The following is a 25,474-nucleotide window of genomic DNA, read 5'->3' on the forward strand; positions in this document are numbered from 1 at the left end:
TGATGACTCCGATTCTCGTTTTTGACATCGAGACCATTCCCGATGTCGACGGCATTCGCCGTCTGGAAGACCTTCCCGCGACGCTCGACGATGCCGCGGTGGCCGAACATGCGTTCGCCGCGCGCCGCGAAAAGACCGGCAGCGATTTCCTGCCGCATCACCTGCAGCGCATCGCGGCGATCTCCTGCGTGTTCCGCGACAACAATGGTTTTCGCGTGCGCTCGCTGGGCACGCCTCAGGACAACGAGGCGACGCTCGTCCAGTCGTTCTATCGCGTGATCGAGAAATACACGCCGCAGCTCGTGTCGTGGAACGGCGGCGGCTTCGATCTGCCGGTGCTCCATTATCGTGCGCTCGTGCACGGGATCCCCGCGACGCGCTACTGGGATCTGGGCGAGGACGACCGCGACTTCAAGTGGAACAACTACATCTCGCGCTATCACTCGCGACACACCGATCTGATGGACGTGCTCGCGATGTATCAGGCGCGCGCAAATGCGCCGCTCGACGCGCTCGCGAAGCTGTGCGGCTTTCCGGGCAAGCTCGGGATGGACGGCAGCCAGGTGTGGCCCGCGTTCCAGGACGGCCGGATCGAGGAAATCCGCAACTATTGCGAAACCGACGTCGTCAATACTTACCTGCTGTATTGCCGGTTCCAGCTGATGCGCGGCGGCCTGACGCCGAGCGAGTATGCTGACGAGATCCTGCTCGTGAAGAACGCGCTGGCGCAGGAGCCCGCGTCGCATTGGGCCGAATACCTGGCCGGTTTCGACGTGTAACGCGAGAGGCTCGCGCCGCGGCAGCGATCAATCGAGTTCGAGCACGATCGGCTGGTGATCCGACGCGCGCAGGTCGCCGTCGATCTCGCAGCGCGTGACGCGTGGCAGCAGCGTATCGGTCACGAACACGAAATCGCATGCGAGCGGCCCTTCCGACCATTGCACCGTGTCGTAGACGCCGGCAGTCGGCGGCGGCGTGCAGCCCGGGTGGCGGGCAATCCACGCGTCGACGAACGGCGGCGCGTCGGCGATCGGCGCCAGCATGCGCCGGTACGCATCGCTGCCGAACGCGCTGTTGAAATCGCCGCAGACGATCGCGTCGCGCGGCTGGCCGGTCGCGATGAACGGCCCCGTCGCATTTTCCGCAGGCGCGGGCCGGTCCGCGTGGGCGCAGGCCTCTCGGTGCCGATCACGCAACGCATCGACCTGCGCGAGTCGCTGGCGCGCCGAATAGTATTCGAGGTGCGTCGTGACGACCCGCAGCAGGCCCGACGGCGTCACCAGCTCGACGTCGAGCGCGACACGCGGCATCGACGGCGCGCCCGCGTCGGCCGGCCATGGCAGCAGGTGGCGCAGCACGCGCCGGACGGGCAGCCGGGTCGCGATCGCATTGCCGAACTGGCGACGCGGCGCGCCGGATTCGAGTGCCGGCAGGTCGACACCGATCGCGTCGATGATCGTATAGCCGGGCAGCAACGCCGCCAGTTCGGCGAACTGGTCGGGGCCCGGCCGGCCGGGCAGTGCGCCGAAGCCGCGCGTCACTTCCTGTAGACACAGCACGTCGAAGTCGCCGAGCCCGCGGGCGGCGGCGATGGTGCGGGGGAGGTCGACGACGCCTTCCGCGTCCCGACCCCATTGAACGTTCCAGTCGATCAGTCGCATGGTCGAGTCTCCTGGGCCTCCTGCGAGCCGAACTTGCGCCGTCCGTGGCCTGGCGCGACGCCGCGCATGCGGGCCGGCGGCAGACCGTGCCTGCATGACGCGGCGCGGTAGACGCACGCATATCGACGCTTGCGCCACGAAAGCGGGCGATGCGGGCTTTCGTCGTCTACAATCTCGCCTTCTTCAACGTTTTGTCAGGAAAAGCTGGTGTCCGAAGCCGTCCCCACTTCTGCGCGCAAATCGAAAAATGCGCCCGTCGCGCCCGGGCCTGCCCCGGTTCTCGAGATCGAATCGCTCGACATGGAAGCGCGCGGTGTCGGCCGCACGACGACCGAGGACGGCTCGCCGGGCAAGGTCATCTTCGTCGAGGGCGCGCTGCCCGGGGAGCGCGTGACCTATTCGAGCTATCGGCGCAAGCCGAGCTACGAGCAGGCGACCGTTGTCGATATTCTGCGCCCAAGCGTGCTGCGCACGCAGCCGAAGTGCAAATTCTTCGGCACCTGCGGCGGCTGCTCGATGCAGCACCTCGACATGCGTGCGCAGGTGGCGATCAAGCAGCGCGTGCTCGAGGACAACCTGTGGCACCTGTCGAAGCTGCGCGCCGAGACGGTGTTCGCGCCGATCCACGGCCCGTCGTGGGGCTACCGCTACCGTGCGCGCCTGACCGTGCGCAACGTCGCGAAGAAGGGCGGCGTGCTGGTCGGATTCCATGAAAAGAAGAGCAGCTATGTCGCCGACATGACGAGCTGCGAAGTGCTGCCGCCGCATGTGTCGGCGATGCTCGTGCCGCTGCGTCGGCTGGTGGAAGGGCTGTCGATCCGTGACCGGATGCCGCAGATCGAGCTCGCGGTCGGTTCGCAAGTCACGGCGCTGGTGCTGCGCGTGCTCGAGCCGATCAATGTGGATGACGAAGCGCTGCTGCGCGCGTTCGCGGACGAGCACAAGGTGCAATTCTGGCTTCAGCCGAAGGGCCCCGACACGGTCACGCCGTTCTATCCGCTGGACGTGCCGCTCGACTACACGCTGCCGGAGTTCGGCATCCGCATGCCGTTCAAGCCGACCGACTTCACGCAGGTCAACCATCAGATCAACCGCGTGCTGGTGGGCCGCGCGCTGCGCCTGCTCGCGCCGTCGCGCGACGATCGCGTGCTCGACCTCTTCTGCGGGATCGGCAATTTCACGCTGCCGCTCGCGCGACTGTCGCGCGAGGTGATGGGCATCGAAGGCAGCGAGACGCTGACGACGCGCGCGCTGGCGAATGCGCGCGAGAACGGTGTCGACGGCCACACGACGTTCGCGTGCCGGAACCTGTTCGAGGTGACGGGCGACGACCTTCGTGCGCTCGGCGCGTTCGACAAGTTCCTGATCGACCCGCCGCGCGAAGGCGCGCTCGCGGTGTCGAAGGCGCTGGCCGAAATCGCGCAGAGCGGCGAAGGCCCGCTGCCGAAGCGGATCGTCTACGTGTCGTGCAACCCGTCGACGCTCGCGCGCGACGCGGGCCTGCTCGTGCACGAGGCCGGCTATCGGCTGAAGGGTGCCGGGGTCGTGAACATGTTCCCGAATACGTCGCACGTCGAATCGATCGCGCTGTTCGAGCGCGACTGAGCGGACGGGCGGTGGACGTAAAAAAACCGGCCCTCGGGCCGGTTTTTTCATGGTGCGTGGCGAACGTCAGTTGCGGTTGCCGCCGAAGATGCCGAGCAGCGCGAGCAGGTTCGTGAACACGTTGTACAGATCGAGGTAGATCGCAAGCGTCGCCGAGATGTAGTTCGTCTCGCCGCCGTTCACGACGCGCTGGACGTCGAACAGCATGTAGGCCGAGAAGATCGCGATCGCGAGCACCGACACGGTGAGCATCAGCGCCGGCAGTTGCAGGAAGATGTTCGCGACCGAGGCAAGCAGGATCACGATCACGCCCATGAACAGCCACTTGCCGAGCCCCGAGAAGTCGCGCTTGCTGACCGTGGCGATCGTCGCCATCGCGGCGAAGATGATGCCGGTGCCGCCGAACGCGAGCATGATCAGCGACGGGCCGTTCGAGAAGCCGAGGATGAAGCTCAGCAGGCGCGACAGCATCAGGCCCATGAAGAACGTGAAGCCGAGCAGCACGAACACGCCGGCCGCGCTGTTTTTCGTCCGTTCGATCGCGAACATGAAGCCGAACGCGATCGCGAAGAACGCCAGCAGGCTCATCATCGGGCTCGTGGCCGCGAACAGCGAGAAGCCCGTCGCGACGCCGACCCATGCCCCCAGCACCGTCGGCACCATCGACAGCGCGAGCAGCCAGTACGTGTTCCGCAGCACGCGATTGCGAACCTCCGCGGTGCTGACGGAGCCGCCGCGGCCGAAATTGTACGGATAGTCGTTCATGGTTTCTCCTAACATTGAACGCGTGGGCGTCCCGGGCCGGTTCGGCGCACGCGGTGTGCGGCGCAGCAAACCGGAGCAGCTATGGCTAAGATACGTTCCGCACCGCTTGGTTTCAATGGCAGGGCGGCGCAAAAATATATCGATTCAGAACCTTTCACTCGTGTAAGGGTTCAATCGCAATGATACACGGGATCGTGCTACAATAGCGGATTCATTTGAACCTGTAACTTCTTAATTTCTTGGAGTTTTTATGGCAATCGAGCGCACCCTGTCGATCATCAAGCCGGATGCGGTGGCAAAGAACGTGATCGGCCAGATCTACAGCCGTTTCGAAGGCGCCGGCCTGAAGATCGTCGCATCGCGCATGGCGCACCTGTCGCGTGCTGACGCAGAGAAGTTCTACGCAGTTCACGCAGCACGTCCGTTCTTCAAGGACCTCGTCGATTTCATGATCTCGGGCCCGGTGATGATCCAGGTTCTGGAAGGTGAAGGCGCGATCCTGAAGAACCGCGACCTGATGGGCGCGACGGATCCGAAGAAGGCGGAAAAGGGCACGATCCGCGCCGACTTCGCCGACAGCATCGACGCGAACGCCGTGCACGGCTCGGACGCAGCGGAAACGGCTGCGGTCGAAATCGCGTTCTTCTTCCCGGAAATGAACGTTTACTCGCGCTAAGCCCTGGCTGACAGCAAGTAGGCAGGATTCAGCGCACGCGGCAAGGCAGCACATCATGACGAGCGAAACTTCCGTCAATCTTCTCGACTTCGATGCCGAGGGTCTTGTCGCGTACTGCGGCAGCCTCGGCGAGAAGCCGTTCCGCGCCAAGCAGTTGCAGCGCTGGATCCATCAGTACAACGCCGGCGATTTCGACGGCATGACCGACCTCGCGAAGTCCCTGAGAGAAAAGCTCAAGGGCCGCGCGTCGATCGTGATGCCCGATATCGTCAGCGATCACGTTTCCACCGACGGCACGCGCAAGTGGCTGATCGACGTCGGAAACGGCAATGCGGTCGAAACCGTTTTCATCCCGGAAGAGACGCGCGGCACGTTGTGCGTGTCGTCGCAAGCCGGGTGTGCGGTCAACTGCCGCTTCTGCTCGACGGGCAAGCAGGGCTTCTCCCGCAACCTGGCGACAGCCGAAATCATCGGCCAGCTCCGGATGGCCGAGTTTGCACTGCGTGCGTCGCTCGGTCGCGCGCCCGGTCCGAACGGCAAGGCCGAACGGGTCGTCACCAACGTGGTGATGATGGGCATGGGCGAGCCGCTGCTGAACTACAGCGCGGTCGTGCCCGCGATGCGGCTGATGCTCGACGACAACGCCTACGGCCTGTCGCGCCGCCGCGTCACGTTGTCGACGTCCGGCGTGGTGCCGATGATGGACCGCCTCGGCGCCGAACTGCCGGTCGCGCTCGCCGTTTCGCTGCACGCACCGAACGACGCGCTGCGCGACGAGCTGGTGCCGCTCAACAAGAAGCATCCGCTTCGCGAGCTGATGGCCGCGTGCCAGCGTTATCTGAAAGTTGCGCCGCGCGACTTCATTACTTTCGAATACTGCATGCTCGACGGCGTCAACGACACCGAAGCGCATGCGCGCGAACTGCTGGCCGTCACGCGCGACGTGCCCTGCAAGTTCAATCTGATCCCGTTCAATCCGTTTCCGGAATCGGGCCTCATCCGCTCGAAGCCGGAGCAGATCAAACGTTTCGCGCAGGTCCTCATCGACGCGGGTGTCGTCACGACCGTGCGCAAGACGCGCGGCGACGACATCGACGCCGCCTGCGGCCAGCTGGCCGGCGCGGTGAAGGACCGCACGCGCCTGGCGGAGCGAACGGGCGCAGCAGCAAAAATCATCGAGGTTCGGGCGGTTTGACGGGGATGCCCGAACCTTTTGGCGGTACAACACGCGAATAGCGATCGGTCGCGGCGCCTCGACGCCGCGCATGATATGGACGGTTGCGGGAGCCGGCGGCGCCCGCCAGTGAAGAAGAATCGACGCGAGGACAAGGATGAGTGAGCCGCAGCCGACAAACGGCGCAGAGATGAATGCCGCGAAGCCGGCGCAGGCAGGGCTTGAAACGCTGGCGGCTGTCGGCCGCCGGCTGGCGGAGCTCCGGGAAGCGAAGGGCTGGACGGTCGACGACGTGTCGGCGCGGCTCAAGGTCGCCCCGCAGAAACTGCGTGCGCTTGAGGCAGGCGACATCAGCCATTTGCCCGGCGTGACGTTCGCGCTCGGCGTCGTGCGCAGCTACGCGAAAATGCTTGGTGTCGATCCCGAGCCGTTTGCACAAGCATTGCGCCGCGAGCGCGGCGTGCCCGAAGTCGATCTGTCGATGCCCGCCTCGTCGGGGACGGATCTCCCGCGCGGCCGCGTGTCGATTCCGCTCGGTGGCTCGTCGCGCCATCATCCGTGGCTGTGGGGAACGGCGATCGTTGTCGTCGCGGTGATCGCGGTACTCATGTGGCACACTGGCGGCGATTCGTCGAGCTGGCTCGCGCGCTTCAAGGGCGGCGGCGACACCGAACATGCGTCGGCGGCGAGCGCGCCGGCGGCGTCTTCCGCCGAAGGGGCGGTCGCGGGCGGTGCGTCGACGGCAGTCAGCAACGAAGTCCCGGCGCAGGTTGCAGCATCCGCCGCGGCACCGCAGGCTGTTGCGTCGGCTGCTCCGGCTGCTTCTGCTCCGGCCCCGACGGCCGTCGTGCCTGCGTCGCAACCGGTCGTCGTGTCGGCAGCGGCGAGCAGCGCGGCCGTGTCGGCGCAGCCCGCGAGCGTCGTGGTGGCGGCAGGCCAGTCGATGGTCGAACTGAAGGTCAAGCAGGATTGCTGGTTCAGCGTGCGCGACAAGAACGGCAAGGAGCTGTTCTCGGCGCTGGTGCGGGCCGGCGAGACGAAGCAGGTCGCCGGCGACGGGCCGTTCAAGGTCACGATCGGCAACAAGGCAGGTCTTGATACGGTCGCGTTCGACGGTAAACCCGTCGATGCGGCGAAATATTCGGCAGCGCGGGGTAACGTGGCGCGGTTCACGTTGCCCTGACGTCAAGCGCCGTGACGCAGGCCTGTCCTGGACGGGCCGCGAGGGCACGGCGCTTTTTCAATTCATGCGCCGGCTTGCGGCGCATTCCGCGTAAATGGATCTATCGATGCAATCCGAAGCTCAATCCCCACGCAGCAGTCAGATTTGTTCAACCGAGCCGGTGTTCGGCGGGCATCAGCCGCGTCGCGTGTCGCATGCGGTGGATGTTCGTTGGGGCGGGCAGCTCGTGACGATCGGCGGCGATGCGCCGGTGCGCGTGCAGTCGATGACGAATACCGACACGGCCGACGCGATCGGCACGGCGATCCAGATCAAGGAACTCGCGAATGCGGGTTCGGAACTGGTGCGCATCACGGTCAATACGCCGGAGGCCGCGGCGGCCGTGCCGGCGATCCGCGAGCAGCTCGACCGGATGGGTGTGACCGTCCCGCTCGTCGGAGACTTCCACTACAACGGCCACCTGCTGCTGCGCGACTATCCGGGCTGCGCGGAGTCGCTGTCGAAGTACCGGATCAACCCGGGTAACGTCGGCCAGGGCGCGAAGCGCGACACGCAGTTCGCGCAGATGATCGAAGCCGCGGCGAAGTACGACAAGCCGGTGCGGATCGGCGTGAACTGGGGCAGTCTCGACCAGGATCTGCTCGCGCGCATGATGGACGAGAACGCTGCGCGCGCGCAGCCGTGGGATGCGCAGAGCGTGATGTACGAAGCGCTGATCCAGTCGGCGATCGGCTCGGCCGAGCGCGCGGTCGAACTGGGTCTCGGCCGTGACCGCATCGTGCTGTCGTGCAAGGTCAGCGGCGTGCAGGATCTGATCGCCGTGTACCGCGAGCTCGGCCGCCGCTGCGGGTTCGCGCTGCACCTCGGTCTGACCGAAGCGGGCATGGGCTCGAAGGGTATCGTCGCTTCGACGGCCGCGCTCGGCGTGCTGCTGCAGGAAGGGATCGGCGACACGATCCGCATTTCGCTGACGCCGGAGCCGGGCGCGTCGCGCACGGGCGAAGTGATCGTCGGCCAGGAAATCCTGCAGACGATGGGCCTGCGCTCGTTCGCGCCGATGGTGATCGCGTGCCCGGGCTGCGGCCGCACGACGAGCACGCTGTTCCAGGAACTCGCGATGCAGATCCAGACCTATCTGCGTGAGCAGATGCCGGTCTGGCGCAAGGAATATCCGGGCGTCGAGAAGATGAACGTCGCGGTGATGGGCTGCATCGTCAACGGCCCGGGCGAGTCGAAGCACGCGAACATCGGCATCAGCCTGCCGGGTTCGGGCGAAAACCCGGCCGCACCCGTCTTCATCGACGGCGAGAAGGTCAGGACGCTGCGCGGTGAGCGGATCGCCGAGGAATTCCAGCAGATCGTCAGCGACTACGTCGCACGCAATTACGGCCGCACCGAGGCCCAGAACTAAATTCGTCCACACACACGAACGATGACTGAACAGAAACGCAAGATCGAGAAGCTCACCGGCGTCAAGGGCATGAACGACATCCTCCCGCAGGATGCCGGCCTCTGGGAGTTCTTCGAAGCTACCGTGAAATCGCTGCTGCGCGCGTACGGCTACCAGAACATCCGCACGCCGATCGTCGAACATACGCAGCTCTTCACGCGCGGCATCGGCGAAGTCACGGACATCGTCGAGAAGGAGATGTACAGCTTCACCGACGCGCTGAACGGCGAGAACCTGACGATGCGCCCGGAGAACACCGCGGCCGTCGTGCGCGCGTCGATCGAGCACAACATGCTGTACGACGGCCCGAAGCGCCTGTGGTACATCGGCCCGATGTTTCGTCACGAGCGTCCGCAGCGTGGCCGCTATCGTCAGTTCCACCAGGTCGGCGTCGAGGCACTCGGCTTCGCTGGTCCGGACGCGGATGCCGAGATCATCATGATGTGCCAGCGCCTGTGGGACGACCTCGGCCTGACCGGCATCAAGCTCGAGATCAACTCGCTCGGCCTTGCTGAAGAGCGTGCCGCGCACCGCGTCGAACTGATCAAGTATCTCGAGCAGTTCGCCGATGTCCTGGACGAGGACGCGAAGCGTCGCCTGTATACGAACCCGCTGCGCGTGCTCGACACGAAGAACCCCGCGCTGCAGGAAATCGCACAGAACGCGCCGAAGCTGATCGACTTCCTCGGTGACGAGTCGCGTGCCCATTTCGAAGGGCTGCAGCGCCTGCTGCTCGCGAACAACATCCCGTTCAAGATCAATCCGCGTCTCGTGCGCGGCCTCGACTACTACAACCTGACCGTGTTCGAGTGGGTGACCGACAAGCTCGGCGCGCAGGGCACGGTCGCGGCCGGCGGCCGCTACGATCCGCTGATCGAGCAGCTCGGCGGCAAGCCGACCGCCGCATGCGGCTGGGCGATGGGTATCGAGCGCATTCTCGAGCTGCTGAAGGAAGAGGATCTCGCGCCCGAGCAGGAAGGTGTCGACGTGTACGTGGTGCACCAGGGCGAGACGGCGCGCGAACAGGCGTTCATCGCGGCCGAGCGTCTGCGCGACACGGGCCTCGACGTGATTTTCCACTGCAGCGCTGACGGCGGCCCGGCAAGCTTCAAGTCGCAGATGAAGCGGGCCGATGCGAGCGGCGCGGCGTTCGCGGTGATCTTCGGCGAAGAAGAGGTCGCGAACGGCACGGTCGGCGTGAAAGCGTTGCGCGGTGCGGGCGAGGATGGGGAAAAGAACGTTCAGCAGACCGTACCGGTCGAAAGCTTGACCGAATTCCTAATCAATGCGATGGTTGCATCCGCCGAAGACGGCGACGACTGATCGCGCTGGCATTCGCTCGACAAGAAAAGCCTGAAAAGGAAGGAATCGCTCGCCGATGAGTTATCACGACGAACAAGAATCGATTGAAAGTCTCAAGGCGTGGTGGGCCCGCTGGGGCAACCTCACCACGTGGATCGTGCTCGCGGCGCTGGTCGTCGCGGCCGGTTTCAACGGCTGGAATTACTGGCAGCGCCGTCAGGCCGCCGAGGCTTCCGGGTTGTACGAGCAGGTGCAGAAGGCTGCCGCCGGGAACGACAAGGCGACGATGGCCCGCGCGGCGGCCGACATGGAAGACAAGTTCGGCAGCACGCCGTATGCGCAGATGACCGCACTGTTGGCGGCGAAGACGCTGTACGCGGCCGGCGATGCCGCCGCCGCGAAGGCGCAGCTGCAATGGGCCGTCGATCACGCCAAGGACGACGAGTACAAGCAGATCGCGAAGCTGCGTCTCGCATCGCTGCTGCTCGACGAGAAGGCGTACGATGCGGGCCTCGCGCTGCTGTCCGGCACGCCGGTCGATGCATTCAAGGGTCTCGTGGCCGATCGCCGCGGCGATCTGCTTGCGGCTCAAGGCAAGACCGACGATGCGCGCGCCGCATACAAGCTTGCGCTCGACGGCCTGTCGCAGGACGACCAGTCCGCGCGTCAGCTCGTGCAGTTCAAGCTCGACGCGCTCGGCGGCTGATCCCGGCCCTTTCAACCTCTTAACTCTGCTTCGCTAACCGATGAATTTGCTGAAACGTTACGCTGTGCCCGTAGCCTGCGCGGCGGCTGTCCTGGCATTGGCGGCCTGCTCGTCGTCGAAGGACGCGCGCCGCGTGCCGACGCCGCTCACCGAGTTCAAGCCCGTCATGGACGTGCAACAGGTCTGGAAGGCGAGCGTCGGCAAGGGCGGGCGCTACCTGTTCTCGCCGGTGGCCGTCGGCGACGCCGTCTACGCGGCGGGCGAGAACGGTTCGGTCGAGAAGATCGACGCGAAGACGGGCCAGACGCTGTGGCGCGCGAAGGTCGGCTCGGATCTGTCGGCCGGAGTCGGCAGTGACGGCAACCTGACGGCGGTCGGCGCATTGAAGGGCGGCGTGTTCGTGCTGGGCCCCGACGGCAAGCAGCTGTGGAAGACGAGCGTGCAGGGCGAGATCTTCTCGCCGCCGCTGGTCGGCAACGGTCTCGTGATCGTGCGCACGATCGACGGCCAGGTGATCGCGTTCAACGCGCAGACGGGCGAACAGAAGTGGAACTACCGCAACCGCGCGGTGCCGCTGAACCTGCGCGTGTCGTCCGGCATGACGTTTGCGGGCGATGCGGCCGTGCTGGCGGGCTTCCCCGGCGGTGGTCTTGTCGCGATCAACCTGCAGTCGGGCGAGCCGTTCTGGCAGACGCCCGTGTCGTTCCCGAAAGGCGTGACCGAAGTGGAGCGTATCAACGACGTCAGCGGTCCGCCGACGCTCGTGGGTGCCGAAACGTGCGCAGTCACGTTCCAGGGCCAGCTCGGCTGCTTCGACGCGAACTCGGGCCGTCCGCTGTGGGAAAAGGCGTTCTCGAGCCGCAGCGGTCTGGCGCAGGACGATTCGGTCGTTGCCGTCGGTGACGACTGGTCGGTCGTGACGGCGTACGACGCGGCGAGCGGCAATCAGCTCTGGCGTAACGACAAGCTGAAGAGCCGCGACGTCGGCGTGCCATACTTGCTCGGCCATGCGGTCGTGATGGGCGACTACAAGGGCTTCGTGCACTTCCTGTCGCGCGAGGACGGCAGCTTCATCGCCCGGATGAAAACCGACGGCAGCGCGATTACCGCGGCGCCGGTCCTGGCCGGCAATACGCTCGTCGTGCAGACGAAGGACGGCGGCCTGTACGGGTTCCGTCCGCGCTAACGCGCACGCAACGAGCGCAATCGCGGTGCGGCGGGCTCGTCCCGCGCGCGCGGTTGCGCGAAATGAAGGCGGCCGGTGTCCCCGGCCGCTCGGTATTTGAAAGGCAGTTCGAAACGAAAGACGACGGCGCGCAACGCGCGCCCGGCGCGCGCATCCGGCGCGGCGCGAATTCGTGATATTTTCATTCAGCGCAGCCGCCCGCAGCAGCGGGCCTCCCGCTGCTGCGCATCACCGTAGAAAACACAGATGAAACCGGTCATTGCCCTCGTTGGGCGCCCCAATGTGGGGAAATCCACGCTGTTCAACCGGCTCACGCGTTCGCGCGATGCGCTGGTCGCCGACTTGCCGGGCCTGACGCGCGATCGCCATTATGGCGAAGGGCGCGTCGGCGCACGGCCGTATCTGGTCGTCGATACCGGCGGCTTCGAGCCCGTCGCGAAGGACGGCATCCTGCACGAGATGGCACGCCAGACGCGGCAGGCCGTCGAGGAAGCCGACGTCGTCGTGTTCATCGTCGACGGCCGTAACGGCCTCGCGCCGCAGGACAAGTCGATCGCCGACTACCTGCGCAAGACCGGCCGGCCGATCTTCCTGGTCGTCAACAAGGCCGAGGGGATGAAGTACACGGCGGTCGCGACGGACTTCTACGAGCTCGGGCTCGGCGATCCGCGCGCGATCTCGGCCGCGCACGGCGACGGCGTGACCGACATGATCAACGAAGCGCTGGAAGTCGCATACGCGGGCCAGCCCGAGGAAGCGGACGAGGACGATCCGTCGCGCGGCATCAAGATCGCGATCGTCGGCCGGCCGAACGTCGGCAAGTCGACGCTCGTGAACGCGCTGATCGGCGAGGACCGCGTGATCGCGTTCGACATGCCGGGCACGACGCGCGATTCGATCTACGTCGACTTCGAGCGTAACAGCAAGAAATATACGTTGATCGACACCGCGGGCCTGCGACGTCGCGGCAAGGTGTTCGAGGCGATCGAGAAATTCTCGGTCGTGAAGACGCTGCAGTCGATCTCCGACGCGAACGTCGTCATTCTTCTGCTGGATGCGCAGCAGGACATTTCCGACCAGGACGCGCACATCGCCGGCTTCGTCGTCGAACAGGGTCGCGCGCTCGTGATCGGCGTCAACAAGTGGGACGGCCTCGACGACCATGCGCGCGATCGTGCGAAAGCGGATTTGACCCGCAAGCTGAAATTCCTCGACTTCGCGAAATCGCACTACATCTCGGCCGCGAAGAAGACGGGCATCGGCGCGCTGATGCGCTCGGTCGACGACGCGTACGCGGCGGCGATGGCGAAACTGCCGACGCCGAAGCTCACGCGCGCGCTGATCGAGGCGGTCGAGTTCCAGCAGCCGCGTCGTCGCGGTCCGGTGCGTCCGAAGCTGCGCTACGCGCACCAGGGCGGCCAGAATCCGCCGCTGATCGTCATCCACGGCAACGCGCTCGATGCAGTGACGGAAACCTACAAGCGTTACCTCGAAAACCGGTTCCGCGAAACTTTCTCACTGACCGGGACTCCATTGCGCATAGAGTTCCGTTCGTCGACGAACCCGTACGCGGACAAGGGCTGAAGCAAGTCCTGCAAGGGGTAGGCCGCATGGCCTAGGCCCGGGCGGGGCATGCAAAATCGGCTATAGTGTAGCGATTGGCGCCGGATCTCTTTTTCTTCGTCGCCAATCCAGATCAACCTGCAAAAAAAGATGGAGTACGCCATGAGCAACAAAGGGCAATTGTTACAAGACCCGTTTTTGAACGCACTGCGCAAAGAGCACGTTCCCGTTTCGATCTATCTCGTCAACGGCATCAAGCTGCAAGGGAACATTGAATCGTTCGACCAGTACGTCGTGTTGCTCCGTAATACGGTGACCCAGATGGTCTACAAGCACGCCATCTCGACGGTCGTGCCGGCGCGCCCGGTGAATTTCCACCCGGACGCGGAAGCCTCGTCCTAACCCATCGCAGCGGCCGGCGTCCGGTCGCCGCGAGCGACCGATGCCAGCCGCCTTATCTTGACACCCGATAATTTGATCAACGCAGCGCTCGTCGGCATCGACTTCGGCAAGACCGATTTCGAAGCCAGTCTCGAAGAACTCAGTCTTCTCGCCTCCAGTGCGGGGGCCCGTCCCGCCGTCACCCTCACGGGTCGTCGCGCCAGTCCCGATGCCAAGATGTTCATCGGCAGCGGCAAAGCCGAAGAATTGCGGCTTGCCTGCGACGCGCACAACGTCGAAATCGTCATCTTCAACCACGCACTGGCACCGGCCCAGCAACGCAATCTGGAGCAGGCGCTTAACCGGCGGGTGGTCGATCGCACGAGCCTCATCCTCGATATCTTCGCGCAGCGTGCCCGCAGCCACGAAGGCAAGCTGCAGGTCGAGCTCGCGCAGTTGCAATACCTGTCGACCCGCCTGATTCGCGCGTGGACCCACCTGGAGCGGCAAAAGGGCGGTATCGGCCTGCGCGGCCCCGGTGAAACCCAGCTCGAAACCGACCGCCGGCTGATCGGCGAGCGCATCAAGATGCTGAAGTCGCGGCTCGACCGGCTGCGCCGGCAGCACAGCACGCAGCGGCGCCAGCGCGCGCGCAGCGGCACGATGTCGGTGTCGCTCGTCGGCTATACGAACGCGGGCAAGTCGACGCTGTTCAATGCGCTGACGAAAGCGCAGGCCTATGCGGCCGACCAGCTGTTCGCCACGCTCGATACGACGTCGCGGCGCGTGTACCTCGGCGACGAGGCAGGCCAGATCGTCGTGTCCGATACGGTGGGGTTCATTCGCGAACTGCCTCACCAGCTGGTTGCCGCATTTCGCGCGACCCTTGAGGAAACGATCCACGCGGATCTGCTGCTGCACGTCGTCGACGCGTCGAGCGCGGTGCGGCTCGAACAGATCGAGCAGGTGAACGGCGTGCTGCACGAGATCGGTGCGGACACGATCCGGCAGGTGCTGGTGTTCAACAAGATCGACGCCGTGCCCGAGCTGGCGGCCCGCGGCGACGCGGTCGAGCGGGACGAGTATGGTAATATTTCGCGCGTCTTTTTGAGCGCACGCACCGGTCAGGGTCTTGATGCGTTGCGTGCCGCCATCGCCGAGATCGCCTCCGCGGAACACCTTTCCGGCGCGACGTTACCCAACGGCGCGCTCGACGGCGCACCCGCTGAACCGCACGAAGACCACACGATTTCCGAACACGGGCGCTAACCGGTCCCGGCCGGTTCGCTGGCGTCTAATCTGGTGAACAAACTCTGGTGAACGAATACAACGAGCGGAGTACCTGGCGGCGGATGCGCGCCTTGCTGTCAATCAACGATCCCCGCTGGGGACGCGGTGAAGGCAAGGGCAACGACGGATCCCGTCCGCGTGCGAACGAATCGAAGCGTCCGCCCGGTGGCGACGGTGACGGTCCGCCCGATCTCGACGAGATGTGGCGCAACTTCAACCGGCGTCTGAGCGGCCTGTTCGGCGGCAAGGGCGGCAACGGCTTCCGGCCCGACAATGGCCGGGCCGCGCGCGTCGGCGTCGGCATCGTGATCGGCGTGCTGGTCGCGGTCTACGCAGGCAGCGGGCTGTTCGTCGTGCAGGAGGGCCAGACGGGCGTCGTGCTGCAGTTCGGCAAGCTGTCCGGCACGGTCGGCCAGGGCGTGCACTGGCGCGCACCGTATCCGTTCGCGTCGCACGAGATCGTCGACACAGCGCAGGTCCGTTCGATCGAGATCGGCCGCAACAACGTCGTGCGTCTCGCGAACGTGAAGGAAGCGGCGATGTTGACGCGCGACGCCGACATCGTCGACGTGCGTTTCATCGTCCAGTACCGCATTCGTTCGGCAACCGACTACCTGTTCCGTAGCGTCGACCCGGAGCGCAGTGTGTCGCAGGCCGCCCAGGCCGCGGTGCGTGCGATCGTCGGCACGCGCAGCGCGGCCGACATGCTGAACCAGGATCGCGACGCGCTGCGCGAGCAATTGTCCGCCGCGATCCAGCGCGATCTCGATCGCTACCAGTCGGGCCTCGAGATCACGGCCGTCACGATGCAGAACGTCGCGGCGCCCGAGCAGACACAGGCCGCATACGCCGAAGTCGCGAAGGCGCGCGAAGATCGCGAGGCCGCGAAGCGTGCGGCGCAGGCCTACGCGAACGACCTGCTGCCGAAGGCGCAGGGCGATGCCGCGAAACTCGCCGATGAAGCGAAGGCGTATGCCGATCGCGTGGTCACGGAAGCAGAGGGCGACGCCGACCGGTTCAAGCAGGTCTATGCACAGTATTCGAAAGCGCCCGCGGTGATCCGTGAGCGGATGTACCTCGAGACGATGCAGGAAATCTATTCGAACGCGACGAAAGTGTTCGTCGGCAACAAGGGTGGCAACAGCGTCGTGTATCTGCCGCTCGACAAGCTCGTCGAGCAGGGGCGACAAAACGCCGCGAATGCCGCGAATGCCGCGAATACCACAACGCCGGCCGGTGCATCCGAGCCCGCCGCGGCGTCGGCCCCGGCCGCCGCTGCGTCGAGCGCACCCGCGAGCGCGGTTTCGTCCGCGGCGGCGCCTGCACCGGGCAGCGACGTGCTGCGGTCGCGCGAAGCGTTCCGCAGCCGCTCGCGTGAAGACGATACGAAGTAACGGAGAGCGCAGAACATGAACCGAATCATTGCGCTCGTCGTCGCAATCGTGATCGCTGCCTTCGCGGCGTCGTCGACCGTCCTGACCGTCGACCCGCGCCACACTGCCGTGTTGTCGGGCCGCGACGGCGCGCAACCCGAACTCGCGGGCCCCGGCATCCATTTCAAGTTGCCGCCGCCGCTGCAGACGGCGACGCTGATCGACACGCGCCTGCAATCGCTCGAGTCGTCCGATCCGCTGCAACTGGCGACCGAAGACAAGCACGATATGCTGGTCGCGTATGCGGTCAAGTACCGGATCAGCGATCCGATGAAGTATTTCACGGCGACGGGCGGCGACCCGGCGGCTGCCAACGAGCGTCTGGCCGGCGCGCTGAAGAGCGCACTCGGCGACGCGTTCGGCAAGCGCGCGCTCGACGACGCGCTCGGCGGCCAGCGCGACATTGCCAATGCGGTGCGCGAGGCGGTGCGTGTGAATGCATCGGGCTTGGGCGTCGACGTGGTCGACGTGCAGTTGACGCGTGTCGACTTGCCAGCTGCGCAGACGGATGCCGTCTATCAGCGGATGATCGCCGCGCTGCGCGACCAGGCCGCGCAGGTGCGTGCGGATAGCGCCGCCGACGTCGAGCAGATCAAGGCCGACGCGGAACGCGAACAGCAGGCGGTGCTCGCGAATGCGTACAAGTCCGCGCAGATGATCAAGGGCGAGGGCGACGCGAAGGCCGCGTCGATCGCCGCCGAAGCGTTCGGCCGTGATCCGCAGTTCTATCAGTTTTACGCGAGCCTGCAGGCTTACCGGAATACCTTCAAGCGCAACGACATCATCGTCGTCGACCCCGACAGCGAGTTTTTCCGTTTCATGCGCAGCCCGACGGGCGGTGCCGCACCGGCGGCACCCGCTCCCCGCAAACACTGACCTTGGGGCGCCGCATCGAGCGGCGCCGTCGCTCGCATGGATCTGGCTGGCTCGTTGTTGCTCGCGGTAGCACTGATGCTGATCATCGAGGGGGCGTTCCCCTTCGTGTTTCCCGTCGCCTGGCGCGACACGTTTCGTAGAATAGCGGAGCGGCCGCCGCATCATATCCGGATCGGCGGACTCATCGTGATGGCGCTCGGGCTCGTCCTGCTGCTGCTCGCCACCTGATCCGGACGGCGCACCCGCCGTTCGTTCCGCCCGATTTCCGATTTCCGATTCATCTCGCGGCGCGCGTGTCGCGCCCTGTTTCCTGTCGTAGGACCGTACCGATGTCGACCTGGTTACTTCCCGAGAATATCGCCGACGTACTGCCGTCGGAAGCGCGCAAGATCGAGGAGCTGCGCCGCAGGCTGCTCGATCGCTTCCGTTCGTACGGCTACGAAATGGTGATGCCGCCGCTGCTCGAATATCTCGAGTCGCTGCTGACGAGCGGCGGCGCCGACCTGCGCCTGCGCACCTTCAAGCTGGTCGATCAGCTGTCGGGCCGCACGCTCGGCCTGCGCGCGGACATCACACCGCAGGTCGCGCGCATCGACGCGCACCTGCTGAACCGCCAGGGCGTGACGCGCCTCTGCTATGCGGGCCACGTGATGCATACGCGTCCGCGCGGCCTGCATGCGACGCGCGAACAGATCCAGATCGGCGCCGAAATCTACGGTCATGCCGGGCTGGAAGCCGATCTCGAGATCCAGCAGCTGATGCTCGACGCGCTGCACCTCGCGGGGCTGTCGCGGATCCGTCTGGATCTGTGTCACGCGGGCGTGCTCGCGGCGCTGCTCGCACGCGATGCGCAGGCCGCCGAGCGCGGCGAGGCGCTGTACGACGCGCTGTCGGGCAAGGACGTGCCGCTGCTGAACGAACTCACCGACGATCTCGGCGCCGATACGCGCGCGGCGCTGCGGGCGCTGCCGCATCTGTACGGCGACGCGAGCGTGCTCGACGAGGCACGTGCACGCCTGCCGGTGCTGCCCGAGATCACGCGCGCGCTCGACGATCTCGCGCAGCTCGCGGCGCAGGCGAAGGGCGTCGAGGTGGCGATCGATCTCGCCGACCTGCGTGGCTACGCGTACCACAGCGGCGCGATGTTTACGGCGTACATCGACGGCGTGCCGAACGCGATCGCGCGCGGCGGCCGTTACGACCACGTGGGCCAGGCCTACGGCCGCGCCCGCCCGGCGACGGGCTTCTCGCTCGACCTGCGCGAGCTCGCGCGGATTTCGCCGATCGAGGCGCGCGGCACTGCAATTCTCGCGCCGTGGGCACAGGACGACGCGCTGAGCGCGGCCGTTGCGGCGCTGCGCGATGCGGGCGAGGTCGTGATCCAGGCGTTGCCGGGGCACGACCACGTGCTCGACGAGTTCGCCTGCGACCGTTCGCTCGTCGAGCGTAACGGCGCATGGGTGGTCGAACCCCGTTAAACAGGCGTTCGCGGGCCGTCGTTCGGCGTGCATATCGTTGAAGCGAAACGGAAAAATTCGGAATCGCCCGCGAACATAGGTAGAATACGTTTTTAACCAGCTAACGAATCAACATGTCTGCCAGCGCAGTGAACGTGACTCCCGGGCGCAATGTCGTCGTCGTGGGAACGCAATGGGGTGATGAAGGCAAGGGCAAGATCGTCGACTGGCTGACGGACCACGCTCAGGGCGTCGTGCGTTTCCAGGGCGGTCACAACGCCGGCCACACCCTCATCATCGGCGGCAAGAAAACCATCTTGCGCCTCATTCCGTCGGGCATCATGCGTGAAGGCGTCGCCTGCTACATCGGCAACGGCGTTGTCCTGTCCCCCGAGGCACTGTTCAAGGAAATCGGCGAGCTGGAAGAGGCCGGCGTGAACGTGCGCGATCGCCTGTTCATCTCCGAAGCCGCGACGCTGATCCTGCCGTACCACATTGCGATCGACCAGGCGCGCGAGGCGCGCAAGGGTGCGGGCAAGATCGGTACGACCGGCCGCGGCATCGGCCCCGCGTACGAAGACAAGGTCGGCCGCCGCGCGCTGCGCGTGCAGGACCTGTTCGACGCGAAGACCTTCGCCGACCGCCTGCGCGAAAACCTCGATTTCCACAACTTCGTGCTGACCCAGTACCTGGGTGGCGCGGCCGTCGATTTCCAGGCCACGCTCGACACGATGCTCGGCTACGCCGATCGCCTGAAGCCGATGGTGGCCGACGTGTCGCGCCGCCTGTACGACGCGAACAACGCCGGTCAGAACCTGCTGTTCGAAGGCGCGCAAGGCACGCTGCTCGACATCGACCACGGCACCTATCCGTTCGTCACGTCGAGCAACTGCGTCGCAGGTGCGGCATCGGCCGGCGCTGGCGTCGGCCCGCAGAAGCTGAACTACATCCTCGGCATCACGAAGGCGTACTGCACGCGCGTCGGCTCGGGCCCGTTCCCGAGCGAGCTGTACGACGCGGACAACCCGCAGCGCCAGGACCAGGTCGGCGTTACGCTGGCGAACGTCGGCAAGGAGTTCGGCTCGGTCACCGGCCGTCCGCGCCGCACCGGCTGGCTCGACGCAGCGGCGCTGCGCCGCTCGATCCAGATCAACGGCGTGTCGGGTCTGTGCATGACGAAGCTCGACGTGCTCGACGGCCTCGATGAAGTCAAGCTGTGCGTCGGCTACAAGATCGACGGCAAGGACGTGGACATCCTGCCGCGCGGTGCGGCCGACGTCGCGCGTTGCGAGCCCGTGTACGAAACGTTCGCCGGCTGGAAGGAAAGCACCGTCGGCATCAAGACGTGGGACGCGCTGCCGGCGAATGCTCAGGCATACCTGGCCCGTGTTCAGGAAGTGGCCGGCGTGCCGGTCGACATGGTTTCGACGGGGCCGGATCGCGACGAGACGATCCTGCTTCGCCACCCGTTCAAGGTGTAATTCTCAGCATGACGCAGCAAATCACGATGACGGCGGCAGACTTGATGACCGATCCGCGCAACGACGACAAGAACCTGTGGGTAGGCTGGGACGAATACCATCGTCTGATCGAACTGCTTGCGCTCCAGGTGCATGAATCGGGCTGGAAGTTCGATCAGATCCTGTGCCTCGCGCGCGGCGGTCTGCGCGTCGGCGACCAACTGTCGCGCATCTATGACGTCCCGCTCGCGATCCTCGCGACGAGTTCGTACCGCGAAGCGGCCGGCACCGAGCAGGGCGAGCTCGACATCGCGCAGTACATCACGATGACGCGTGGCAACCTCGAGGGCAACGTGCTGCTGGTCGACGATCTCGTCGATTCGGGCGTCACGCTCGCGCGCGTGCAGGAGCACCTGAAGGAGCGCTATCCGGCGGTCAAGGCCGTGCGCTCGGCGGTGCTCTGGTACAAGGGCTGCTCGAAGATCAAGCCTGACTATCACACGCAGTATCTGCCGACGAATCCGTGGATTCATCAGCCGTTCGAAGAGTGGGACACGGTTCGTCCGCACAATCTCGAGGCGTGGATCAAGCGCGGTCGTGCGCAGCGCGACGGCTCGGGCGCGTGAGCGGCCGGCCGATCGAAGGAAAGCCTTGTACGGCGCCGCTTGCGGCGCCGTTTTTCATTGCGGCGGCGGGCTGCCGGGTACCGCAATCCGTCTTCACGGTAGGCAGACGTCGCGGCCCCGGCTATGATGGCAGCCCTGCCACAGCTCGCGCAGGATTGCATGCGCAGCGTGAATCACGTGGCTTCAGGGCAACAGGGCAGGACGGTTTTTGAGGGGGGCGCGAGTAGAATAGCGCTCGTTTTGTCCGAACCGGACCCGATTATTACGCTTCATATGAACGACACGATCCAGGCGACCGACGCAGCCCATGTGCATTCGACGCACCAACACTCGATGCGGGCGCTTGCGATAGCGGCCATCGGCGTCGTGTTCGGCGACATCGGCACGAGCCCACTGTATTCGCTGAAGGAGGCGTTCAGCCCCGCACACGGCATTCCGCTCACCGAAGGCTCGATTCTCGGGGTGATCTCGCTGCTGTTCTGGGCGATCATCCTGGTGGTCGGCATCAAGTATCTGCTGTTCGTGATGCGGGCCGACAACAACGGCGAGGGCGGCGTGCTCGCGCTGATGGCGCTGTCGCTGCGGCCGCTCGACTCGAAAACCCGCGTCGCGGGCGCGCTGATGGCGCTGGGGATCTTCGGCGCGTGCATGTTCTACGGCGATGCCGTGATCACGCCGGCGATTTCCGTGATGTCGGCGGTCGAAGGTCTGGAGATCGCGACGCCGCACCTGTCCCATCTCGTGATGCCGATCACGATCGTGATCCTGATCGCGCTGTTCTGGATCCAGCGTCACGGTACTGCGACGGTCGGCAAGCTGTTCGGGCCGATCATGGTGCTGTGGTTCATCGCGATCGCGGCGCTCGGTGTGTATCACATCGCGCGCGTGCCGGGCATCATCGCGGCGATCAACCCGTATTACGCGGCGTCGTTCATGTCGGAGCATGTGCTGCAGGCGTATGTCGTGCTCGGTTCGGTCGTGCTGGTGCTGACCGGTGCCGAAGCGCTCTACGCGGACATGGGCCACTTCGGCGCGAAGCCGATTCGCCTTGCCGCATACGGGCTCGTGATGCCGTCGCTCGTGCTGAACTACTTCGGCCAGGGCGCGCTGCTGATCCAGAACCCGAAGGCGATCGAGAACCCGTTCTTCCTGCTGGCGCCGGAGTGGGCGCTGCTGCCGCTCGTCGTGCTGTCGACGGTTGCGACCGTGATCGCTTCGCAGGCCGTGATCTCGGGCGCGTATTCGTTGACGTCGCAGGCGATCCAGCTCGGCTACGTGCCGCGCATGAAGGTGCTGCATACGTCCGAGCTGGCGATTGGCCAGATCTACGTGCCGGTCGTGAACTGGCTGCTGCTGTTCGTGATCCTCTGCATCGTGATCGGCTTCAAGAGCTCCGACAACCTCGCCGCCGCGTACGGTATCGCGGTGACGGCGACGATGGTGATCACGACCGTGCTCGCGGCTGTCGTGATGGTGAAGGTATGGAACTGGAACCGGCTGCTCGTCGGCGCGATCATCGCGGTGTTCCTCGCGGTCGACCTGGGCTTTTTTGGCGCGAACCTGCTCAAGGTCGCGCAGGGCGGCTGGCTGCCGCTCGGCATCGGCGCGCTGCTGTTCTTCCTGCTGATGACCTGGTACAAGGGCCGCCACATCGTCAAGGAGCGTACGGCTGCCGACGGTATCCCGCTCGAACCGTTCCTGCAGGGGCTGCTCGCGCATCCGCCGCACCGTGTGTCGGGTACGGCGATCTACCTGACCGGTAACGACAAGCTCGTGCCCGTCAGCCTGTTGCACAACCTGAAGCACAACAAGGTGCTGCACGAGCGGACCATTTTCCTGACGTTCGTCACGCGCGACATCCCGTACGTGCGCGACGACAAGCGCCTGAGTGCGCGTGACGCGGGCGGCGGTCTGTACATCGTCAAGGCCGAATACGGCTTCAACGAGACGCCGGACGTGAAGGCCGTGCTCGAGGAATTCGGCCGCACGCACGACATGACGTTCGAACTGATGGACACGTCGTTCTTCCTCGCGCGTGAAACGGTCGTGCCGACGCATCTGCCCGGCATGTCGATCTGGCGCGAACGCGTGTTCGCATGGATGCATCAGAACGCGGCGAAGCCAACCGACTTCTTCTCGATCCCGGCGAACCGCGTCGTCGAGCTCGGCACCAAGATCGAAATCTGAGCGGCGCACGGGCCGCATAGGCGGCCCATGCCGATCCGGCAACACTTGTCGAAGCCATGAAAAAGCCCGCCTTCCGGCGGGCTTTTTTTGCGTCGACAGCCTTCGCGTGTTCAGCGCTTCAGCTTCGCGAACGCCGCGGCCATCGCGCCGGCCGGTTCAGGCTCGCGCGAACGCTGCGGGCGCGCCGCGCCGCGGCCGGCATTGCCGCGATCCTGGCCGCCGCGCGGCGCCATGCCGGGCGCGGCCGCTTCGTCGTCGAGGCGCATCGTCAGCGAAATGCGCTGACGCTTCACGTCGACGTCGAGCACCTTGACCTTGACGACCTGGCCGGCCTTCACGACTTCGTGCGGATCCTTGATGAACTTCGTCGACATCGCGGACACGTGGACGAGGCCGTCCTGGTGCACGCCGACATCCACGAATGCGCCGAACGCCGCGACGTTCGTCACGACACCTTCAAGCAGCATGCCCGGCATCAGGTCAGACACCTTTTCGACGCCGTCACGGAACGTTGCGGTCTTGAATTCCGGGCGCGGGTCACGACCCGGTTTTTCGAGTTCGGACAGGATGTCGCGCACGGTCGGCAGGCCGAAACGTTCGTCAACGAATTCGGTCGGCGACAGGCCGGACAGCGCATCACGGCTGCCGAGCACGTCGTCGATCCGCTTGTTGATCTTCGCGAGGATCCGTTCGACGACCGGATAAGCCTCCGGGTGGACCGACGAGCGGTCGAGCGGATTCTCGCCGCCGTTGATGCGCAGGAAGCCGGCGGCCTGTTCGAAGGTCTTGTCGCCGAGGCGCGGCACCTTGCGCAGGTGATCGCGCGACGGGAACGGCCCGTTCGCATCGCGGTAGTCGACGATATTGCGCGCGAGCGTGGCGTTCAGGCCCGAGACGCGCGCGAGCAGCGCGACCGACGCGGTGTTCGCGTCGACGCCCACCGCGTTCACGCAATCCTCGACCACCGCGTCGAGCGAGCGGGCGAGTTCGCGCTGGTTCACGTCGTGCTGGTACTGGCCGACGCCGATCGCCTTCGGCTCGATCTTCACGAGCTCGGCGAGCGGGTCCTGCAGGCGGCGGGCGATCGACACGGCGCCGCGCAGCGACACGTCGAGATCCGGGAATTCCTTTGCGGCCAGCTCGGACGCCGAGTAGACCGACGCGCCGGCTTCCGACACGACGATCTTCTGCAGCCGCAGTTCGGGGTGCTTCGAGATCAGCTCGCTCGCGAGCTTGTCGGTTTCACGGGACGCGGTGCCGTTGCCGATGCTGATCAGCTCGGCCTGCGTCTGCGCGGCGATGCGCGCGAGCTTCGCGAGCGAGCCGTCCCAGTCGCGCCGCGGCTCGTGCGGGTAGATCGTATCGGTCGCGAGCAGCTTGCCGGTGCGGTCGACCACGGCGACCTTCACGCCCGTGCGCAGGCCGGGGTCGAGACCGATCACGGCCTTCGGGCCGGCCGGCGCGGCCAGCAGCAGATCCTTCAGGTTGCGGGCGAACACGCGGATCGCTTCGGCTTCCGCCGTTTCGCGCAGTTGCGTGAGCAGTTCGTTCTCGATGTGCGGCTGCACCTTCACGCGCCAGCACCAGCGGCACACGTCGGACAGCCACTTGTCCGCCGGGCGGCCCTGGTTCGCGATCCCGAAATGGCGCGCGATCATCGCTTCGCCGGGATGCGGGATCTGCGCGTCGAGTTCCTCGCCGAGCCCGAGCTTGACGGTCAGCACGCCGGCATTGCGGCCGCGGAACAGGGCCAGCGCGCGATGCGACGGCACGGTGCGGATCGTTTCCGCGTAGTCGTAGTAGTCGCGGAACTTCTCGCCTTCCTCGTTTTCCTTGCCTTCGACGACCGCCGAGGACACGACGCCCTGGCTGTGCAGGTAGTCGCGCAGCTTGCCGAGCAGTTCGGCTGTTTCGCCGAATTGTTCGGACAGGATGTCGCGGGCGCCGTCGAGCGCGGCCTTCACGTCGGCGACGCCCTTGTCGGCATCGACGTACGCGGCGGCTTCCGTCTGCGGGTCGAGCAGCGGATTCGCGAGCAGCGCCTGCGCGAGCGGCTCGAGGCCGGCTTCGCGCGCGATCTGCGCACGCGTGCGGCGCTTCGGCTTGTACGGCAGATAAAGGTCTTCGAGCACCTGCTTGCTGTCGGCCGCGTCGATCGCGGCGCGCAGTTCGTCGGTCAGCTTGCCCTGTTCGTCGATGCTCGACAGGATCGCAGCGCGGCGATCCTCGAGTTCGCGCAGATACAGGAGACGTTCCTCGAGCTGGCGCAGCTGCGTGTCGTCCAGGTTGCCGGTCACTTCCTTGCGGTACCGGGCAATGAACGGAACGGTCGAGCCTTCGTCGAGGAGTTGCACTGCCGCCGCGACCTGGCGCGGCTGGACGGACAGTTCGGTGGCGATGCGCTGTACGATCTTGAGTGCTACGGTTTCCGTCATGTCGTGGATGATCTGCCTGCTGAAATCGCGGCGCGGGCCGGCAGGCCGCGCGCCGCGG

General features: G+C 65.7%; 22 protein-coding genes. 19 read left to right on the forward strand and 3 right to left on the reverse strand.

Annotated elements, in window-relative coordinates; genetic code table 11:
* The first annotated feature begins 2 nt into the window (after positions 1–2).
* A complete protein-coding gene (locus WS75_RS08740; protein WP_059449876.1) occupies positions 3–779 on the forward strand; it encodes a 3'-5' exonuclease in 777 nt (258 codons plus the stop codon).
* A gap of 27 nt (positions 780–806) precedes the next feature.
* Here the strand turns inward: WS75_RS08740 and WS75_RS08745 are convergent, their stop codons facing one another.
* Positions 807–1,661, reverse strand: a complete 855-nt coding sequence (locus tag WS75_RS08745; protein ID WP_059680119.1) for an endonuclease/exonuclease/phosphatase family protein — start codon at positions 1,659–1,661, stop codon at positions 807–809.
* 207 nt (positions 1,662–1,868) lie between these two features.
* Between WS75_RS08745 and rlmD the strand changes: the two genes are divergently transcribed.
* On the forward strand, positions 1,869–3,266 hold the full coding sequence (gene rlmD, locus WS75_RS08750) for a 23S rRNA (uracil(1939)-C(5))-methyltransferase RlmD (protein WP_082729537.1): 1,398 nt from the start codon (positions 1,869–1,871) through the stop codon (positions 3,264–3,266).
* 66 nt (positions 3,267–3,332) lie between these two features.
* Here rlmD and WS75_RS08755 read toward each other — a convergent pair whose 3' ends face one another.
* A complete protein-coding gene (locus WS75_RS08755; protein ID WP_006761414.1) occupies positions 3,333–4,031 on the reverse strand; it encodes a Bax inhibitor-1/YccA family protein in 699 nt (232 codons plus the stop codon).
* A 250-nt stretch (positions 4,032–4,281) separates the two neighbouring features.
* Here WS75_RS08755 and ndk point away from each other — a divergent pair, with 250 nt between their 5' ends.
* The 17 genes from ndk (at position 4,282) to WS75_RS08840 (ending at position 22,981) form a co-directional block, all read left to right on the forward strand.
* Positions 4,282–4,707, forward strand: coding sequence for a nucleoside-diphosphate kinase (gene ndk / locus WS75_RS08760; protein WP_006478674.1), 426 nt, complete (start codon positions 4,282–4,284; stop codon positions 4,705–4,707).
* Between the two features lie 55 nt (positions 4,708–4,762).
* Positions 4,763–5,902, forward strand: coding sequence for a 23S rRNA (adenine(2503)-C(2))-methyltransferase RlmN (gene rlmN, locus WS75_RS08765; RefSeq protein WP_059680121.1), 1,140 nt, complete (start codon positions 4,763–4,765; stop codon positions 5,900–5,902).
* A gap of 136 nt (positions 5,903–6,038) precedes the next feature.
* Positions 6,039–7,064, forward strand: coding sequence for a helix-turn-helix domain-containing protein (locus tag WS75_RS08770; RefSeq protein ID WP_059680122.1), 1,026 nt, complete (start codon positions 6,039–6,041; stop codon positions 7,062–7,064).
* A gap of 106 nt (positions 7,065–7,170) precedes the next feature.
* Positions 7,171–8,475 (forward strand): flavodoxin-dependent (E)-4-hydroxy-3-methylbut-2-enyl-diphosphate synthase, encoded by a 1,305-nt coding sequence (gene ispG / locus WS75_RS08775; protein ID WP_059680142.1) that lies wholly within the window; start codon positions 7,171–7,173, stop codon positions 8,473–8,475.
* 21 nt (positions 8,476–8,496) lie between these two features.
* Entirely contained in the window at positions 8,497–9,837 is a 1,341-nt protein-coding gene (hisS, locus tag WS75_RS08780) for a histidine--tRNA ligase (protein ID WP_044848982.1), read from the forward strand.
* Between the two features lie 55 nt (positions 9,838–9,892).
* Positions 9,893–10,522, forward strand: a complete 630-nt coding sequence (locus WS75_RS08785; RefSeq protein ID WP_059680123.1) for a tetratricopeptide repeat protein — start codon at positions 9,893–9,895, stop codon at positions 10,520–10,522.
* Positions 10,523–10,562: 40 nt separating this feature from the next.
* Entirely contained in the window at positions 10,563–11,708 is a 1,146-nt protein-coding gene (gene bamB / locus WS75_RS08790; RefSeq protein ID WP_059680124.1) for an outer membrane protein assembly factor BamB, read from the forward strand.
* 246 nt (positions 11,709–11,954) lie between these two features.
* Positions 11,955–13,292, forward strand: a complete 1,338-nt coding sequence (gene der / locus WS75_RS08795; RefSeq protein ID WP_059680125.1) for a ribosome biogenesis GTPase Der — start codon at positions 11,955–11,957, stop codon at positions 13,290–13,292.
* 141 nt (positions 13,293–13,433) lie between these two features.
* Complete coding sequence (hfq, locus tag WS75_RS08800; RefSeq protein WP_006399927.1) at positions 13,434–13,673, forward strand: RNA chaperone Hfq; 240 nt, start codon at positions 13,434–13,436, stop codon at positions 13,671–13,673.
* A 72-nt stretch (positions 13,674–13,745) separates the two neighbouring features.
* Positions 13,746–14,921, forward strand: a complete 1,176-nt coding sequence (hflX, locus tag WS75_RS08805; RefSeq protein WP_174908897.1) for a GTPase HflX — start codon at positions 13,746–13,748, stop codon at positions 14,919–14,921.
* A 47-nt stretch (positions 14,922–14,968) separates the two neighbouring features.
* Complete coding sequence (gene hflK, locus WS75_RS08810; protein ID WP_059680127.1) at positions 14,969–16,336, forward strand: FtsH protease activity modulator HflK; 1,368 nt, start codon at positions 14,969–14,971, stop codon at positions 16,334–16,336.
* 15 nt (positions 16,337–16,351) lie between these two features.
* Positions 16,352–17,251, forward strand: coding sequence for a protease modulator HflC (gene hflC / locus WS75_RS08815; protein ID WP_059680128.1), 900 nt, complete (start codon positions 16,352–16,354; stop codon positions 17,249–17,251).
* Positions 17,252–17,287: 36 nt separating this feature from the next.
* Positions 17,288–17,479 carry a DUF2065 domain-containing protein gene (locus tag WS75_RS08820; RefSeq protein WP_009687995.1) on the forward strand — a complete coding sequence of 64 codons (192 nt, stop codon included), beginning with the start codon at positions 17,288–17,290 and terminating at the stop codon, positions 17,477–17,479.
* A 101-nt stretch (positions 17,480–17,580) separates the two neighbouring features.
* The gene (locus tag WS75_RS08825) at positions 17,581–18,729 is read left to right on the forward strand and encodes an ATP phosphoribosyltransferase regulatory subunit (protein WP_059680129.1); all 1,149 of its coding nucleotides are present in this window, start codon (positions 17,581–17,583) and stop codon (positions 18,727–18,729) included.
* A gap of 113 nt (positions 18,730–18,842) precedes the next feature.
* Positions 18,843–20,189 (forward strand): adenylosuccinate synthase, encoded by a 1,347-nt coding sequence (locus tag WS75_RS08830; protein ID WP_059680130.1) that lies wholly within the window; start codon positions 18,843–18,845, stop codon positions 20,187–20,189.
* A gap of 8 nt (positions 20,190–20,197) precedes the next feature.
* Positions 20,198–20,794 carry a phosphoribosyltransferase gene (locus tag WS75_RS08835; protein WP_059680131.1) on the forward strand — a complete coding sequence of 199 codons (597 nt, stop codon included), beginning with the start codon at positions 20,198–20,200 and terminating at the stop codon, positions 20,792–20,794.
* Positions 20,795–21,067: 273 nt separating this feature from the next.
* Complete coding sequence (locus WS75_RS08840; RefSeq protein ID WP_059680132.1) at positions 21,068–22,981, forward strand: potassium transporter Kup; 1,914 nt, start codon at positions 21,068–21,070, stop codon at positions 22,979–22,981.
* 110 nt (positions 22,982–23,091) lie between these two features.
* On the opposite strand, the gene WS75_RS08845 is transcribed toward WS75_RS08840, so the two are convergent.
* The gene (locus tag WS75_RS08845; RefSeq protein WP_059680133.1) at positions 23,092–25,416 is read right to left on the reverse strand and encodes a Tex family protein; all 2,325 of its coding nucleotides are present in this window, start codon (positions 25,414–25,416) and stop codon (positions 23,092–23,094) included.
* Between the last annotated feature and the right edge of the window lie 58 nt (positions 25,417–25,474).

The organism is Burkholderia sp. FL-7-2-10-S1-D7, assembly GCF_001524185.1.
Lineage (GTDB): Bacteria > Pseudomonadota > Gammaproteobacteria > Burkholderiales > Burkholderiaceae > Burkholderia > Burkholderia diffusa.